The 16,031-nt window shown below is 31.7% G+C and carries 18 protein-coding genes; 7 read left to right on the top strand and 11 right to left on the bottom strand.

Going from position 1 to position 16,031, the window contains the following annotated elements:
- Positions 1-6: 6 nt before the first annotated feature.
- Complete coding sequence (locus SA378_RS03860) at positions 7-696, bottom strand: response regulator transcription factor (protein WP_318524668.1); 690 nt, start codon at positions 694-696, stop codon at positions 7-9.
- Entirely contained in the window at positions 696-2,153 is a 1,458-nt protein-coding gene (locus SA378_RS03855) for a DUF4118 domain-containing protein (protein WP_318524667.1), read from the bottom strand. The genes SA378_RS03860 and SA378_RS03855 overlap by 1 nt, the downstream gene beginning before the upstream one ends.
- Before the next feature lie 136 nt (positions 2,154-2,289).
- Between SA378_RS03855 and SA378_RS03850 the strand changes: the two genes are divergently transcribed.
- From SA378_RS03850 to rbsB, 6 genes are all read left to right on the top strand, one after another.
- Positions 2,290-2,922 (top strand): flavodoxin family protein, encoded by a 633-nt coding sequence (locus SA378_RS03850; RefSeq protein WP_318524666.1) that lies wholly within the window; start codon positions 2,290-2,292, stop codon positions 2,920-2,922.
- A 163-nt stretch (positions 2,923-3,085) separates the two neighbouring features.
- Positions 3,086-4,120 (top strand): LacI family DNA-binding transcriptional regulator, encoded by a 1,035-nt coding sequence (locus tag SA378_RS03845; RefSeq protein WP_318524665.1) that lies wholly within the window; start codon positions 3,086-3,088, stop codon positions 4,118-4,120.
- Positions 4,121-4,124: 4 nt separating this feature from the next.
- The gene (gene rbsD / locus SA378_RS03840) at positions 4,125-4,541 is read left to right on the top strand and encodes a D-ribose pyranase (protein WP_318524664.1); all 417 of its coding nucleotides are present in this window, start codon (positions 4,125-4,127) and stop codon (positions 4,539-4,541) included.
- Between the two features lie 67 nt (positions 4,542-4,608).
- Positions 4,609-6,084 (top strand): sugar ABC transporter ATP-binding protein, encoded by a 1,476-nt coding sequence (locus SA378_RS03835; RefSeq protein ID WP_318524724.1) that lies wholly within the window; start codon positions 4,609-4,611, stop codon positions 6,082-6,084.
- Complete coding sequence (gene rbsC, locus SA378_RS03830; protein ID WP_318524663.1) at positions 6,085-7,032, top strand: ribose ABC transporter permease; 948 nt, start codon at positions 6,085-6,087, stop codon at positions 7,030-7,032.
- Positions 7,033-7,067: 35 nt separating this feature from the next.
- A complete protein-coding gene (gene rbsB / locus SA378_RS03825) occupies positions 7,068-7,988 on the top strand; it encodes a ribose ABC transporter substrate-binding protein RbsB (RefSeq protein WP_318524662.1) in 921 nt (306 codons plus the stop codon).
- Between the two features lie 147 nt (positions 7,989-8,135).
- Here rbsB and SA378_RS03820 read toward each other — a convergent pair whose 3' ends face one another.
- From SA378_RS03820 to SA378_RS03780, 9 genes are all read right to left on the bottom strand, one after another.
- Entirely contained in the window at positions 8,136-8,867 is a 732-nt protein-coding gene (locus SA378_RS03820; RefSeq protein WP_318524661.1) for an amino acid ABC transporter ATP-binding protein, read from the bottom strand.
- Positions 8,854-9,543, bottom strand: a complete 690-nt coding sequence (locus SA378_RS03815) for an amino acid ABC transporter permease (protein ID WP_318524660.1) — start codon at positions 9,541-9,543, stop codon at positions 8,854-8,856. Before SA378_RS03815 ends, SA378_RS03820 begins: the two co-directional genes overlap by 14 nt.
- Positions 9,544-9,610: 67 nt before the next feature.
- Positions 9,611-10,435, bottom strand: a complete 825-nt coding sequence (locus SA378_RS03810) for a transporter substrate-binding domain-containing protein (protein ID WP_318524659.1) — start codon at positions 10,433-10,435, stop codon at positions 9,611-9,613.
- A gap of 338 nt (positions 10,436-10,773) precedes the next feature.
- The gene (locus SA378_RS03805; protein WP_318524658.1) at positions 10,774-11,496 is read right to left on the bottom strand and encodes an MBL fold metallo-hydrolase; all 723 of its coding nucleotides are present in this window, start codon (positions 11,494-11,496) and stop codon (positions 10,774-10,776) included.
- A gap of 112 nt (positions 11,497-11,608) precedes the next feature.
- Positions 11,609-11,875: a hypothetical protein gene (locus SA378_RS03800; protein ID WP_318524657.1), complete on the bottom strand. Its 267-nt coding sequence runs from the start codon at positions 11,873-11,875 to the stop codon at positions 11,609-11,611.
- Positions 11,850-12,242, bottom strand: a complete 393-nt coding sequence (locus tag SA378_RS03795; RefSeq protein WP_318524656.1) for a hypothetical protein — start codon at positions 12,240-12,242, stop codon at positions 11,850-11,852. The genes SA378_RS03800 and SA378_RS03795 overlap by 26 nt, the downstream gene beginning before the upstream one ends.
- 26 nt (positions 12,243-12,268) lie before the next feature.
- Positions 12,269-12,667 (bottom strand): hypothetical protein, encoded by a 399-nt coding sequence (locus SA378_RS03790; protein ID WP_318524655.1) that lies wholly within the window; start codon positions 12,665-12,667, stop codon positions 12,269-12,271.
- Positions 12,668-12,784: 117 nt separating this feature from the next.
- The gene (locus tag SA378_RS03785; protein ID WP_318524654.1) at positions 12,785-14,077 is read right to left on the bottom strand and encodes a sensor histidine kinase; all 1,293 of its coding nucleotides are present in this window, start codon (positions 14,075-14,077) and stop codon (positions 12,785-12,787) included.
- Complete coding sequence (locus tag SA378_RS03780; RefSeq protein WP_318524653.1) at positions 14,067-14,795, bottom strand: LytTR family DNA-binding domain-containing protein; 729 nt, start codon at positions 14,793-14,795, stop codon at positions 14,067-14,069. The genes SA378_RS03785 and SA378_RS03780 overlap by 11 nt, the downstream gene beginning before the upstream one ends.
- 197 nt (positions 14,796-14,992) lie before the next feature.
- On the opposite strand from SA378_RS03780, the gene yedE reads away from it, so the two are divergent.
- A partial coding sequence (gene yedE, locus SA378_RS03775) for a YedE family putative selenium transporter (protein WP_318524652.1) occupies positions 14,993-16,031 on the top strand: 1,039 nt, incomplete at its 3' end.

Raw genomic sequence — 16,031 nt, 5'->3', positions numbered from 1 at the left:
TCTTCTTTATTCATCAGCAAATCTGTATCCAACACCAATTTCTGTGAGTATAAAACGCGGGCTAGAACTATCTTTTTCGATTTTTCTTCGCAAACTTGCCATGAAAACTCTTATGCTTTTAGAATCTCCTGTCTCCCCATATCCCCAAACTTCTTTGGATATTTGGCTGTGAGTTACAACTTTTCCTCGATTTGCAATCAATAATAACAACAGTTTATATTCAATTGGTGTAAGATGAACTTCTGTCTCATCAACAAAAATTCTATGTTTGTCGCAATCAACAATCAAATAGTCAAATTTATAAACCGTTTCAGGCAGATGTCCAATTTCCCTTTCAATGAGTCTTTCCATAACACGAATACGAGCAAGCAATTCTCCCATTGAAAATGGCTTTGTGACATAATCATTAGCACCAGCATCAAGAGCTGCAATTTTATCGCTGTCTTGTTCTCTTGCTGAAACAATTATTATGGGAATTTCCGAAACCTGACGAACTTGTTTTATTATTTCAACTCCATCCATGTCAGGCAGGCCTAAATCCAACAAAATTATATCAGGATTTTCAGTACAAAAACTTAAAATACCTTCATTGCCACATTTTGCAGTCAAGATAGAATATCCCTTTGCTTTTAAAGCCATAGTCATAAAATTTACTATCTTATTATCATCTTCAATCACCAATATTTTCGAAATCATTATACCACCTCCAAAGGAAGTACTACCTTAAATACTGCTCCACCTGTTTTTGAATTTTTTACTGTAATAGTTCCTTTGTGGGCAGTTACAATTTCCTTACAAATAGTAAGACCTAGACCTACTCCGAAATTTGAATCAACAATATTGTTTTTATGCAAAGTGACAAAACCATCAAATATTTTGTCAATTATTAATGGATCAATGCCAACACCATTGTCTGAAATTTCAAAAATTGCTGTATCATCCTGACTATATACTTTAAAATATATTTGAGCATCTTCCCCTGCATGTTTGTACGCATTATCTAAAAGGTTTACAAGCACTTGTACTATAAGTCTACCTTCAACCGGCACTAATATAATATCTTCAGGAACATATACATGGAATCTGTCAGAAGATGTTAGATGAGGAATATGAGTCAGTGTTTGATTTACAATGTCGTCAACAGCTTCATAATCTTTGTTTACAGTAAGTCTTCCTTCACTGAAACGCGTCATGTCAAGTATATTTTGCACAGTTTTAATAAGCCATGTTGATTCATCATATATATCAGACGCTAATTTTTTTACAGACTTTGCATCCAAATTATCATAACTGTCTAAAATAAGCTCGCTTGCACCTTTTATTCCGGTTAGAGGAGTTCTGAGATCATGTGAAATGCTTCGTAAAAGCGTGCTTTTTAAATGTTCGCTTTCCATATCTATTCTTATTTTTTGCCTTTCTTCATATATAAACTCCCTGTCAAGCACAATGACCATTTGATGCACAATTGCTTTTATAATCATCTCATTTTCAACTGATAATGAAGACTTTGCATCAATTAATTCCATAACTCCTATTTTCTTTTTAACCCCTTTAATTGGTATTAATCGAACATTTTCTTTAACTGTGTTATCATAATTAGGCATCCCTTCAACACAAAATACTTTTTCATCATAATCTAATTTAACATAGCAGTCATATCCAACATAATCCTTTATATAATTTATTCCCTTTAAAATAATATTTTCTTTTCCTGTTACATTTAAAAAACCTTTTGTTATATCATAAAGTAATTGTGCTGTTCTTTCATTTCGTTTTGATATTTCTGTCTGATTCTGCAGTTTAGAAGTCATAGTACTTGAAATTAAAGATGCAATCAGAAAGAACACAATAAGAATATAATCCTGTGTATTGATTATCTGAAGGCTATGTATGGGCTCAGTGAAAAAATAATTAAATAATATAACGCTTAAAACAGCTGCAACTGCACTGTAAATATATCCTCTGGTTACTGTTGTAACAGTTAAAACTCCAACTATAAACACCATGAGCGTGTTTTCTTTTCCAATTCCTAAATCATTCATAATAATCGAAAGGAGAGTGGATACAGCGCAAATCAAAAAAACTTTTAAGAAAGACTTTAATTTTTCATATTTATAATATTTACTTTTTTCTAAATTATTATTGTAATTCATTTTAGCTCCTTACACAAATAATATAATTCATTATACCACACAGAAGAAAAAACTAAATAATAATTTCAAATCATTTCATCTTGAAATCGCCATATTACTTTAGTATAATTAATTTAATTTAAAATTGGAGGAAAATATGAAGGTAGTTGCATTTAACGGGAGTCCAAGAAAAGAAGGAAACACATTTCAAGCTATTAAAATTGTTGCTGAGCAATTAGAAAAAGAAAATATAGAAGTTGAAATAATCCACGTAGGCAATAAAAAAATTCAAGGTTGCACTGCATGCAATACATGTTTTAAAACCCGAAATGAAAAATGTATTATTGATGATGAAGTTAATGAATGGATTCAAAAAATGAAACAAGCAGATGGAATTATTTTTGGATCACCAGTACATTTCTCATCCATAGGAGCCACTATGAAAGCATTTATGGACAGAGCCATGTATGTTGGAAGTGCTAACAATTCATTATTCAGACACAAAGTAGGTGCATCAGTCATAGCAGTGAGACGTGCCGGAGGAATTCCTGCATTTGAACAGTTAAACAAATACATAAACTATTCTGAAATGCTCATGCCTTCGTCAAATTATTGGAATGTTATTTATGGCCAGAAACCTGGGGAAGCTTTAGAAGATGCAGAAGGGGTTCAGATAATGAAACTTCTCGGTAAAAATATGGCATGGCTCATGAAATTAATTGAACTTGGAGAAGGAAAAATTGAAAAACCGGAACAAGAAAGAAAAATATATACAAATTTCATAAGATAAACAAAAGCGCAGATAAATCTGCGTTTTCTCACTCTTTAGAGTTGGTAGATTTGCGTAAATGTTGCAATTTTTAATTTGAGTAAATGTTTTCAAATATTGTTGACTTTTCTTAAAATGAGTTTTATAATTTAGTTAAACGTTTAAATAAATTTGGGGCCATATTATGAAAATAACAATAAAAGAAATCGCAAAAGAAGCAAACGTTTCAATAGCAACTGTTTCATTGGTTATTAATAAAAAAGATAAAAATATTACTGATATAACCCGTAATAAGGTTTTAGAAGTTGTTGAGAAATACAACTATATACCTAATTCTATGGCAGGAAGCCTTGTTACTCAAAGAACTCATATTATTGGTCTTATATTGCCTGACATTACAAACCCATTTTTTCCCGGTATAGCAAGAGGTGCAGAAGATAAGGCCAACGAATCAGGTTATAGCATAATATTCTGCGATACGGATGACAATGTTGATGTTCAAGAAAAATATATTGAGTCACTGACAAGCAAAATGGCAGATGGAATTATAATTGCTCATTCATCAAACAGTGAGAAAATGTCTGAAATACTTAAGAGGTGCAAAGTACCTATTATTTTGATAGACAGAGATTTTTACTCAGAAAATGTTTGTGGCAAAGTTCTTGTTGATAATTTAGAAGGAGCTTACAAAGCAATATCATATTTAATTAGTAATGGTTATAAGAATATTGCTTATCTTTCGGGTTCATTAAAAACAAGAACTGCTCAAGACAGATTAAACGGTTACAAAAAAGCTTTAAAAAACAACGGACTTACCTATAATGAAAAGTTGGTTAAATTCGGTGAATATAAAATTGAATGGGGCAGAAAAGGAGTAAATAATTTATTGCAGGAAAATGAAAATTTCGATGCAATTTTTTGCGGAAATGACCTTATTGCCATTGGCGCCATGAAGGAACTTAAGGAAAATGGATATTCAATCCCTGAAGATTTTGGTGTTATGGGATATGATGATATTTACATGGCTAGTCTTGTGGAACCATCACTCACTACAATAAGGCAGCCAAATTACAAAATGGGCTATCAAGCAATGGAACTGTTGCTGGAAAACCTCAATCAGATAGGAAAAAACCATAATAATCGCTTCAGCGATATAAAAACAATTACACTTGAAACAGAAATTGTTGAAAGAGATTCTATTATAGCTATAAGAAGGTGAACTAATGAAAAAAGGCAAATTGTTAAATTCTGAAATTTCATATGTTGTCAGCAAAATGGGGCACACTGACAGCCTCACAATCTGCGATTGTGGGCTTCCAATTCCTGATGGTGTGCAAAGAATTGACCTTGCTGTAACAAAAGGTCTGCCGGAGTTTATTCCGGTCTTGAAAACTGTGCTTGAAGAGCTTTCAATAGAGAAAATAATACTTGCAGAAGAAATTAAAAACAACCCTGAATTAAACAAAAGCATTATTGATATATTCAAAAAAGTTGAAGAAAAAGAAAACAAAAAAATATCAGTTGAATATATACCTCATGAAGAATTTAAAGAAAAAACTCATTATTCTAGAGCCGTTATAAGAACAGGCGAATATAAATCTTTTGCTAACATCATTCTTGTTTCTGGCGTAACATTTTAAGTTAGAGATTCAACGTATTAATTATTAGACACTAGGCGGTGATTATGTGAAAGACATAGTAGTATCAATGAAACATATTTCAAAAAACTTTTCCGGCATAAACGTATTAAAAGATGTAAATTTTAATATATATAAAAGTAAAGTTATGGCACTTGTTGGAGAAAACGGAGCAGGCAAATCCACATTAATGAAAATCCTTACCGGAGTTTACTTAAAATCTGAAGGAGAAATATACCTGGATAATAAGTCTGTAACATTCAATGACACACGTTCTTCTCAGCAAGCAGGAATTGCTATAATCCATCAAGAGTTAAACTTGGTCCAAGATCTTTCAATAGGTGAAAATATATTTCTAGGCAGAGAACCTGTTTCATCAAGAGGAAGAATATTGTGGAAAAATCTTTTTGAGAATGCGCAATTTTGGCTGGATAAGTTAGGCTTAAATGAAAATTCAAAGGAGCTTGTCAAAAACATAAGTGTTGGTAAACAACAGCTTGTAGAAATAGCTAAAGCCTTATCAATTGATGCAAAAGTTATTATAATGGATGAGCCAACAGGGGCTTTAACACCAACTGAAACTGAAAAGTTGTTTAATGTTATCACAGATTTAAAGGATAATGGAAAAAGCATAGTATACATTTCCCACAGACTGCAGGAAATATTTCGAATATGTGATGATGTGACCGTGTTAAGAGACGGTGAACTTATTGGCGAAGAAGCAATCGAAAATATTGATGAAGATATAATAATTGAAATGATGGTTGGAAGAAAATTAAGTGAGCAGTATCCAAGAATTGAAACTGGAATAGGAGAAGATATATTAAAGGTTGAAAATTTGTCAAATCAATTTGTAAAAAACATTTCATTTGTTCTTAAACAAGGCGAGACGCTAGGAGTTGCCGGTCTGATGGGTTCTGAAAGAACAGAACTCATGAGAACTATTTATGGAATTTATCCTTATTCTAAAGGAGACATTTTCTTAAATGGTGTTAAAGTGAAAATTCATTCTCCAATGGATTCTTTACATCTTGGTATCGCTTATGTTACCGAAGATAGAAAATCCAATGGAATTATCAGTGAGATGAATGTCAGAGAAAATATTACTTTGTCTTCCCTTAAATTGTTTCAAGGTCCACTTGGCTTTATTTATAAAGGTAAAGAAGAAATTTTATCAAAAGAATATGTAGAAAAGATGTCTATTAAAACTGCAGGAACCAACCAATTATTAAGATTTTTAAGCGGAGGTAACCAGCAAAAAGTATCTATATCAAAGAGTTTAATGACAAATCCTACAATACTTATTCTGGATGAACCAACCAGAGGTGTTGATGTTGGAGCAAGAAAAGAAATTTATGACCTTATCAACAAATTTAAAATTGAAGGTATGAGTATAATCATTGTTTCTTCTGATATTCCAGAAATTCTTGGAATTTGTGACAGGGTTATGGTTATGCATGAAGGTAAAGTTTCCGGATTCTTAAACAGACATGAAGCAACACAGGAAAGCATTATGGCCCTTGCAGTAGGAAAGGATGTGAATTAATTGAATACATATATAAAAAAAATACTTAAAAATAAACCGCTGATTGTTCTTCTTGTGACTTCTATAGTAGTGGCAGTGTTAAATCCAAGATTTCTTACTTGGGGAAATATATTGACTGTACTAAGGCAAACTTCTATAAATGCTGTTATCGCCACCGGAATGACGTTTGCCATCTTAATTGGCGGAATTGATTTATCCGTTGGTTCTGTACTTGGATTTTGCGGGGCTATAGCTGCAACAATGATTTCATCAGGAACAAATGTTATTGTGGTTGTTCTTGCTGCTCTGCTTTTAGGAACATTCATCGGATATTTAAATGGGACTTTGATTACTTTCGGAGGCTTGCAGCCTTTCATTGCAACATTGGGAACTTTAACTCTCTTAAGAGGTTTTATACTTGTATTTACACAAGGAAGGCCAATAAGTATAGGAAATACTTCAGATGCTGAATTATTTTCCGAAATAGGAACAGGATTTATCGGCCCAATACCAATTCCTGTGTATATAATGATTTTAGTATTTTTATTTGCATATTACATCTTGAATCATACTCGCATAGGAAGGTACATATATGCAACGGGGTCAAATGAAGAAGCAACAATGTATTCTGGAATTAAAACAGTCAGGGTAAAGCGTTTTGTTTATGCCGTATCAGGTATGATGGCTGCACTTGCAGGCATCTTGATTACAGCAAGATTGGGTTCTGCGCAGCCAACTGCAGGTTCAGGATATGAACTTGATGCTATTGCAGCTGTTGTACTAGGAGGAACAAGTATGGCAGGAGGAATTGGTACAATTGCAGGTACTGCCATTGGCGCTTTAATAATAGGTGTTTTAAATAATGCCCTTAATCTTATGCAAGTTTCATCCTACTATCAGGATGTGGCTAAAGGAATAGTTATACTAATTGCAGTTTTATTGGACAGAAAGCAAAAATCTTCAAGGTAATAAATAAAAAAATATAATATATGGAGGAAAAATTTATGAAAAAGTTTTTAAGCTTACTGGTTGTTTCTATCATGTTGTTGTCATTGATAGTTGGATGCAGCACACAAGATACAACAACCAATGAGGAACCAGCAGCCAAAGAGGAGCCCAAAACAGTCGGTCTTGCTATTTCAACATTGAATAATCCTTTCTTTGTTGATCTGGAGGCAGGTGCAAAAGCAAAGGCTGCTGAGCTGGGTGTTACATTGGTTACACTTGATTCTCAGGACGACTCTGCTACTGAAATGTCCAACGTAGAGGACTTAATTAACCAAGGCGTAGATGTTATCATGATTAACCCTACTGATTCTGATGCTGTTAAGAGTGCAGTTGAAGCTGCCAACAAAGCTGGAATTCCTGTTATTACATTAGACAGAAGTGCTAGCGGCGGTGAAGTTGTTTCTCACATTGCTTCAGATAACGTAGCTGGGGGAAAACTTGCTGGGGAGTATGTAATAGAATTATTAGGGGGCAAAGGAAAAGTTGTTGAATTAGAAGGTACTCCTGGTGCATCAGCTGCCAGAGACAGGGGCGAGGGATTTAACTCTGCAATTGCACAAAGCGATATTGAGGTAGTAGCAAAACAAACTGCTAATTTTGATAGAGCTGAAGGATTGTCAGTAATGGAAAATATTCTTCAGGCACAACCTGAAATAGATGCTGTTTTTGCTCACAATGATGAAATGGCATTGGGTGCAATAGAAGCAATAAAATCTTCCGGAAGAGATATATTAGTTGTTGGATTTGATGCAACAGATGATGCAAAGGCTGCAGTTGAAAGCGGTGAAATGGCTGCTACTGTAGAACAGCTTCCAAAAGAAATAGGCTCACTTGGTATTCAAACAGCAGTAAAAATATTAAACAATGAACAAGTAGAAAGTATAATACCTGTAAATTTACAACTTGTTAAAAAATAAAAATAATTATCAGGACAAATATCCTTTATTTTGATATGATACTTCCAAAGTAGACAGTCTAATTAATTAAAATTAGATTATCTATTTGGAGGTATTTTTTTATGGACAGAAAACCTAAACATTTATATTCAGGATTTTTGTTTTGTTTTAAATATTATATAATATTTTAGAAAGAAATTCTTTAGTTCTTTCATGTGTAGGATTTGTAAAGAAATCCTGCGGGTTATTTTCTTCTAATATTTCCCCATTGTCCATGAACAAAACTCTGTTAGCAACACTTTTTGCAAAACCCATTTCATGAGTTACAACAACCATTGTCATTCCTTCTAAAGCAAGATCTTTCATAAGTCTAAGCACTTCCCCTATCATTTCAGGGTCAAGAGCGGATGTCGGTTCGTCGAAAAGCATTATGTCAGGTTTCATCGCAAGAGAACGCACTATTGCTATTCTTTGCTTTTGTCCCCCTGAAAGTTTTGATGGGTATTCATCTTTTTTGTCAGCAAGCCCTATTCTTTCCAAAAGTATAATAGCATTATCTTCTGCTTCTTCTTTTGTCTGAAGGTTTAACTTTATAGGTGCCAATGTGATATTTTCCATAACTGTTAAATGTGGAAATAAGTTAAAGTGCTGAAAAACCATTCCCATTTTCTGTCTTATTTTATTTATGTCACACTTTTTATCAGTTAAATCCTGTCCTTCAAAAATTATACTGCCCGAATTAGGAGTTTCTAAAAGGTTCATGCATCTTAGCAAAGTGCTTTTTCCTGAGCCTGATGGTCCAATAATTACAACTTTGTCACCTTTGTTTATTTTAGTGCTTACATTTTTTAATACTTCATTGTTTCCAAAACTTTTTCTTATGTTTTTAATTTCTATCACTTTCAGACAACCTCCTCTCCAGCCTTTTCTGTATTGAAGATAAACCAATTACCATTATGAGATAAAACAAAGCTACAGAGTACAATGGAAAAAAAGGCTCCCATGTTCTACTTCTCACTATATCACCTGCTTTGGTTAAGTCAATAATAGGAACATAACCAGCAACAGCGGTCTCTTTTAATAATGCAATAAATTCATTGCCTAAAGCAGGCAATATGTTTTTTAAAGCTTGTGGAAAAATTATAAATATCATTGTCTTTTTATTGTCCAAACCTAAGGACATTCCTGCTTCAATTTGACCTTTATCTACGGACTCAATTCCTGCGCGTGCTATTTCCGAAACATAAGCTCCGGAATTAAAACCAAAAGTTAATATAGCAACTAAAATACTGTTATCAATATTTACAAAAATTGTATAATACATAATTAATAATTGTACAACAACAGGTGTTCCTCTTATTATAGTTACATAAAAGCTGCATAATTTATCCAATACAAAAAACTTTTTGTTATTCTTAGCATTGGTTTTTACTATTGCAATAAAAACTCCTATTATTATTCCTATTAAAGTAGCAAAAAAAGCAATAAAAATTGTATTTTTAATACCTGAAACAAATAACTTATATCTTCCTTCAATTACAAATGTTTTATTAAAACTATTTATAAAGTCCTCCACTTTTTTCCTCCCTTTATTAAAAAGGCGATAATGCCATAAGCAGTTATCGCCTTTTGAAACTATAACATTACTTCGAATGATTTGCTATGAATTCTTCAATCTTGCCTTCGTCAAGCAATCTTTGAAGTGTTGTATTTATTGAATTCAGTAATTCTTCATTTCCTTTTTTAACACATATGCCGTATGCTTCACTTATATCTCCGAACACAACCGTTCCAAGATCTTCATTGTTGTTTACAATTTCTTCAGCTGGAAGTTTATCAATAACTACTGCATCAAGTCTACCTGCAAGCAAATCCTGAGATGCTTCTAATGCGTTTTTATATGTTTTTACTTCTGCTCCGGAATTGTATAAATCACCATCTTCTAAATTTACAGCATCTGATATTGCAAGATCTCCTGTAGTACCAAGCTGTACTCCTATTTTCTTGCCTTTTAAATCTTCCATAGTTTTAACTTCGGCATCTTTTTTATAAATTATATGCTGGATTGATTCTACATAACTTATAGAAAAATCTACTTGTTCTTGTCTTTCGGCAGTAATTGTCATTCCTGCTGCGCCAAAATCCGCTTTATCATTTAAAACAGCTGGTATAATGCTTGAAAAATCTATATGCTCGACAACTAATTCCTTGCCTAAATCTTTTGCAATTTCGTTAGCTATATCAACGTCAACACCTACTATATTTTCACCTTCAAAATATTCGAAAGGTGGAAATTCTGCATTAGTATACATTACCAATGTATTGTCCTCATCTTTGCTCTCTTCAGCAACTGGTGCTTGATTTGCATTGTTTTCAGCTGGCTGTTCTGTTTTGCTTTCTGTACTGCAACCTGTTAATAATGCAAATGCCATAGTCATAATTAATAATATAGATATTATTTTTTTCATTTTTCCCTCCAAGTTTTATGTCTTTTTAACATAAAGGTATATTAGCACTTTTAGTATGTATTGTCAAATATTTTTTCATATTATCGTATAATTATATATTTATTCTAAGAATGTATTCTTATGCTTTAGTAATAAATTGGAATAAATACTGTTTATTTCTTATTGTACTTTCCTCCCACACGAAAAAGCGTGCATTGTCTTGCATAAAAAAGTATTTACCCTATTTTTGAAATGATAATTTTAACATTCTGTAATAATCAAAAATAAAAATAAGACAGCAATAACTGTCTATTATTAATAAACCATATTTATTTTATACGAATAAAATGAAGGATCTATTAAATTACTGTCACATCAAGATTTTCCAGCCAGCTTATTAAATCTTTCTTCGCAAATGGCTCCATGTGACCAAACAAAGCCGTTTCAAAATCAAGTTCTTTAAATGTTTTAATTAAACTATATAGTTTGTCTTTATAATAAACTGGTTCTCCGTGATGGAAATCTTCGCTGATTATATCACCTATGAATAATATTTTTTCTTTTGGCACATATGCAACAACGCAGTCTTCAGCATGAGAACTGTCTAATTTCAACAGCTCGCAACTTATATTTCCTAAATCCAAAGACAATTTTTCATCAAATACAATATCCGCAGTTTTAACACAAATTTCTTTTCTGTTATAATATTCTTTGCGAATCATTGTATCGCAAAATTCAATATCTTCACCATTCTTTAATCTTTCATCCATTGCTTCATCTGTCCATTCCCAGCTGCTCATTTCATTTAAATACTCATTTGTTTTTTTGCATGCTATGGATACTGCATTTACACTGAATAGTCCATAGGTATGGTCCCAGTGGGAATGAGTTATGGCAACAAAATTCGGGTATGGAAGTCCTAATTTAGAAATTCCATCCATAAATTCATCAACATGTTTTTTTGAATTTCCGGCATCAACCATTAAAGAATATTGGTCGCCTTTTATATAACCTAAAATAGGTCTGTCCGTTTCCACATTATGAGGCATAAAGTATATTCTGTCTGTTAATTTTATAATCATTTTGTTCTCCTGTATATTAAACATTAATTTCTGCAGTTATAGTATAATATAAACTTACTCGTATCGCAATGCATCAATTGAATCTGCTTTTGCTGCTTTCTTATTCCCCTCACTAATTATAATTCAATTTAATATTGCTTTTTAAGCCAAAGAAATTTAATTCAATATAGTTTTTGTTGCTTTCATTGACTGTATTAATAGATTCAACATTATTGAAAGTATTGCTTGTTTTCATATTTTCAAAACCGAAACCTACAAAATTATAAATTCCAACTCTGTATTCACCGCTTTTATTTTTCTCCAAAACAGCAGCCGTATCATATCCTAAATTAAAGTAATCCCCAAATGTTATGTCAATTAAATCCCAAGAAGTATTCATAAATATGATGCATTTTAAGAGAATCATAGCTTGGCATTAAAGCAACAAACCCATCTTCATAAATTAATTTTGTTTGTTCTTCCGTAAATCCTGAATATTGTCCTGCATTAAATAAATTAGACAAATCCTGATTAATTTCGTATTTTTCAACATTAGGAGTATAATTTGGTAATTCATAAGGAACATCTACATCATAGGATGATAAATTCATTTCCCATGCTTTAGGTATTTCATTTTCATTAATTTCATTTTCTGTTATTGGTGTTTCAATTTCATCTTCTTTATTATTATCAGAACATGAAGTCACACAAAGCTGGCATAACATAACTGTAATCAATAAAATATTTATTAATTTTCTTGTTTTCATATTACACCTCCGCAAATATAAAATCTTTACAATTGCATTTTTATCTGCATGCGTGCATTATTAAGTTCACGGTACAGCTCTTGTTTTGAACAGTCTACTGTGAGAGCTAAATCATCTATTTTAAACCCCAATATATCTCTCCATACAATTGTTGCCCTGTTTAATGGTTCAAGAGAAAGTAATGCATTCTGCATCGGTTCAATTGTTGTTATGTATTGTTCATTTTGCTCTTCGAATTCAAGCAAGAATATTCTACACACCTCTTTAGCTGTGTACAAAAGCATATTTGAAGAAACATTTTCAGAAGAATTTATTGTTGCAGTACGCTCTATTGCAAGAATAGCCATATTGCTTGCTTGAAGTTCTTCACCTGTCAATCTGAAAGCGATTGTATATATCTTTTTAAAATATTCATTTAAATTCACAAGTTATTCCTCCAATAGTTCAAATAATATCACTTGTCATAATATCATAAAATTATGCCTTGTGCGAAGAAGTGTAATAATTAATATGAATTTATGTAATAACTTACATTTTTACTGCTAAGCCAAAGAATTATTATAAATAAGAACATCAACATAAAACTTCTTTTTATTATGGTGAATTTCCATTGTTCCATTATACATATCCACTGATTTTCGGATGCTGCTTAACCCTAATCCGTGATTTTCCTTATCCATGTTTGTAGTTGATAATTTGCCATTCTTGTAATTTAATATTCCATCAAACGAATTTGAAATATTTATATAAAGTACATTTCTGTCAAAATCCACAGAAACATTTATTTGTTTTTCATCTTTTGATTTTGAAGCTGCCTCTATGGCATTATCCATTAAATTGCCTAAAATAACACTTAAATCAAAGGGTCTTATATTTAATTTTTCCGGAACGTTCAGGTTGATATCAGTTTTTATTCCGAATATATTTGCTTTATTTATTTTATAGTTTAAAATACTGTCAATTTCAGGATTTCCGGATTTAGAATATTCATCTGAATAATTAGTATTATTAACCAAAATTTTCAGATATTCAACAGCACCTTCATTGTCATCATTTTCTATAAGTGACTGGAGAGACAATACATGATTTTTTATATCATGTCTTAAAACTTTTAAATTTTCCTGTGATTGATTAATAATGTCCAACTGTTTTAAATAAGCATTGTTTTGTTCTAAAAGCAATACCCTTTCAACTTTTTCATCATATGATCTCATTAATTCATCGTAAAGGTAGAAAACAAAAATATTAATAACAAATAAAATTACAATGCTTATTATTATCCCTGTCAAATTATCAGCATGAACTTTTGCAATCAACATAAGTGCTGATATTAAAGTTCCGAAAGGTATTACAAATATGGAAAGCCAATGGAGAAAAGAAACATTCATATTGTTTTTTACCATTTTAAAGTTTGATAAAAATAACACTATTATATAAGAAATTATTCTCATAATTATTAAAGCTGCAATAATCTCAATATCCGAATTTTGAGAAATAATGCTTATATTAAAATAATTTAATGACAATATAACAACAGTTTCTATGATCATAAGAATTGTATAAACTGATACAGTTGCAATCAACCTTGTTTTTATGGTTGACTTATAATTATATGTGAGCAAAAAAAACATAATTAAATTAGATAAAATATTTAATACAGGCTTATTATATGCCAGGTAAAAAAGACATATTACAAAGTAGTACAGCATATATGATGCAAACTCGATTTTCTTATCTGTTTCTTCTCTGCCAAAAAAAACTCCCATAAATCTGAACATAGTATACGTACAAAATGCATTGGTAATTAAATATACAATCGTAACACTATTTGTCATGACAGAACCTCTGCTTTCTTAAAAGCAGATGTTCTCTTACTGCTTTTCTGCTATTTTGGCTTATTGTCAATAATTCCTTGTTTGACATTTTTACATAATCGTATGTATACTCTATAACATGGTTAAAGTTTATTAAATATGATTTATGTATCATTATAAAATCCTGAACATTTAATTGTTTTTCAACTTCTGATAATTTGCCGTAAAAACTCTTGACTTCATCAATTAGAACAATATTGACTTTCCTTCCTTCACTTTCAAAGTACAATATATCTGTTATTGGAACGCTGAAATTAACACTTCCGTTCTTGTACTCATAATAATTATTATGTTTTTCCTGAAGTTTGATTGCTTTTATAATTACAGATTCAATTTTTACCTTGCTGACAGGCTTTACTAGAAAATTTAAAGGTCTGATTTCAAATAAATCCATTGCATAACTTTCCTTGCCTGAAACATATACAATTTGGGTAGATTCATCGTTCATTTCTTCACGAATTTTTTTCCCTACTTCGACACCATTTATTTCATGCAATTCAATATCTAAAAATATCAAGCTAAAACGATTACCCTTATTAAGATACCTGCATAATTCTTCCCCTGAATAAAATACTTCAACCTCAAAATTTTCATTGATATTTTTGCTTATATCTGCCAAAATATCTTCAAATTGCTGACATATTATTTTTTCATCGTCGCAAATTGCAATTTTTAACATAAACATCCCCACTTATATAAAAATTTTCCATTTTACAGTAGCAATTATATCATAATTCATATTTATTTTCATCTAGTTAATTTTTGTATAAAATTTTCTTATACATTAGGTGCCGAATCAAACTTTTTTCTATTTTACTTTACTAAAATTGTGAAATATAATACAAGTGTTGGAATTATATATACTAGGAGGATATTATGGGTAAGGAAGACATTGATTTAAAAGAAGAACAGGAAGAAACAATGCCTTTTTTCGAAAGTAAAAAAGGTATTGTTTTTGCAGGAAGCGTTGTTGGAATATTGGCAGTCTTGCTAGTAGTTTTTGGCAATCCTAAAAATATGGGATTTTGTATTGCATGTTTTGAAAGAGACATAGCAGGAGGTTTAGGTCTTCATCGGGCAGAAGTTGTTCAATACATAAGACCGGAAATAATCGGATTAATTTTAGGGGCATTTTTCAGTTCTATTGCCGGCAAAGATTTTCAAGCTAAAGGAGGATCTTCTCCAATAACAAGATTTTTTCTAAGTATGGCAGTAATGGTAGGTTCACTTATGTTTTTAGGATGCCCGCTGAGAATGATACTGAGAATCGGCGGAGGAGATTTAAATGCAGTTGTTGCATTGTTTGGTTTCTTTATTGGAATAGGTGTAGGTATTATATTTTTAAACAAGGGCTTCACTCTCAAAAGAAATTATAAAACTTCAACATTTGATGGCTATATAATGCCTGTATTTGCTGTTTGTTTAATGGTTCTTTTAATGGCTGCTCCTGCATTTTTATTTTTCAGCAAGGAAGGTCCGGGAAGTCAACATGCTTCAATTTTTATTGCTTTAGCAGCAGGACTTATAGTTGGTGCTTTAGCACAAAGAACAAGGCTTTGCATGGTTGGTGGCACGAGAGATAAAATTATGTTTAACCAAAATTATTTACTGTTAGGCTTTATCTCGATTATCGTAGTAAGTACTGTCGGAAATATTGTAACAGGCAATTTTAATTTAGGTTTTGCAAATCAACCTGTAGCTCACACTGATGGATTGTGGAACTTTTTAGGAATGGTTTTAGTTGGCTGGGGTTCAGTATTGTTAGGTGGATGTCCTTTGAGACAGTTAATATTATCTGGAGAAGGTAATTCAGATTCAGCTGTTTCTGTTGTTGGTATGATTGTTGGAGCAGCTATATGTCATAATTTTGCTCTTGCTTCAAGCGGAAAAGGCCCAACTCCAAACGGACAAATAG

The sequence above is a fragment of the Sedimentibacter sp. genome (assembly GCF_033447055.1).
Taxonomy (GTDB): Bacteria; Bacillota; Clostridia; order Tissierellales; family Sedimentibacteraceae; genus Sedimentibacter.
Note: the sequence above shows the minus strand (reverse complement) of the source record. Positions and strands in the feature narration are given on the sequence as shown.

Coding starts and splice junctions, on each gene's coding strand:
- SA378_RS03860 (WP_318524668.1), bottom strand. CDS start 696: ATGATTTCGAAAATATTGGTGATTGAAGATGATAATAAGATAGTAAAT.
- SA378_RS03855 (WP_318524667.1), bottom strand. CDS start 2,153: ATGAATTACAATAATAATTTAGAAAAAAGTAAATATTATAAATATGAA.
- SA378_RS03850 (WP_318524666.1), top strand. CDS start 2,290: ATGAAGGTAGTTGCATTTAACGGGAGTCCAAGAAAAGAAGGAAACACA.
- SA378_RS03845 (WP_318524665.1), top strand. CDS start 3,086: ATGAAAATAACAATAAAAGAAATCGCAAAAGAAGCAAACGTTTCAATA.
- rbsD (WP_318524664.1), top strand. CDS start 4,125: ATGAAAAAAGGCAAATTGTTAAATTCTGAAATTTCATATGTTGTCAGC.
- SA378_RS03835 (WP_318524724.1), top strand. CDS start 4,609: ATGAAACATATTTCAAAAAACTTTTCCGGCATAAACGTATTAAAAGAT.
- rbsB (WP_318524662.1), top strand. CDS start 7,068: ATGAAAAAGTTTTTAAGCTTACTGGTTGTTTCTATCATGTTGTTGTCA.
- SA378_RS03810 (WP_318524659.1), bottom strand. CDS start 10,435: ATGAAAAAAATAATATCTATATTATTAATTATGACTATGGCATTTGCA.
- SA378_RS03805 (WP_318524658.1), bottom strand. CDS start 11,496: ATGATTATAAAATTAACAGACAGAATATACTTTATGCCTCATAATGTG.
- SA378_RS03800 (WP_318524657.1), bottom strand. CDS start 11,875: ATGAATACTTCTTGGGATTTAATTGACATAACATTTGGGGATTACTTT.
- SA378_RS03795 (WP_318524656.1), bottom strand. CDS start 12,242: ATGAAAACAAGAAAATTAATAAATATTTTATTGATTACAGTTATGTTA.
- SA378_RS03785 (WP_318524654.1), bottom strand. CDS start 14,077: ATGACAAATAGTGTTACGATTGTATATTTAATTACCAATGCATTTTGT.
- SA378_RS03780 (WP_318524653.1), bottom strand. CDS start 14,795: ATGTTAAAAATTGCAATTTGCGACGATGAAAAAATAATATGTCAGCAA.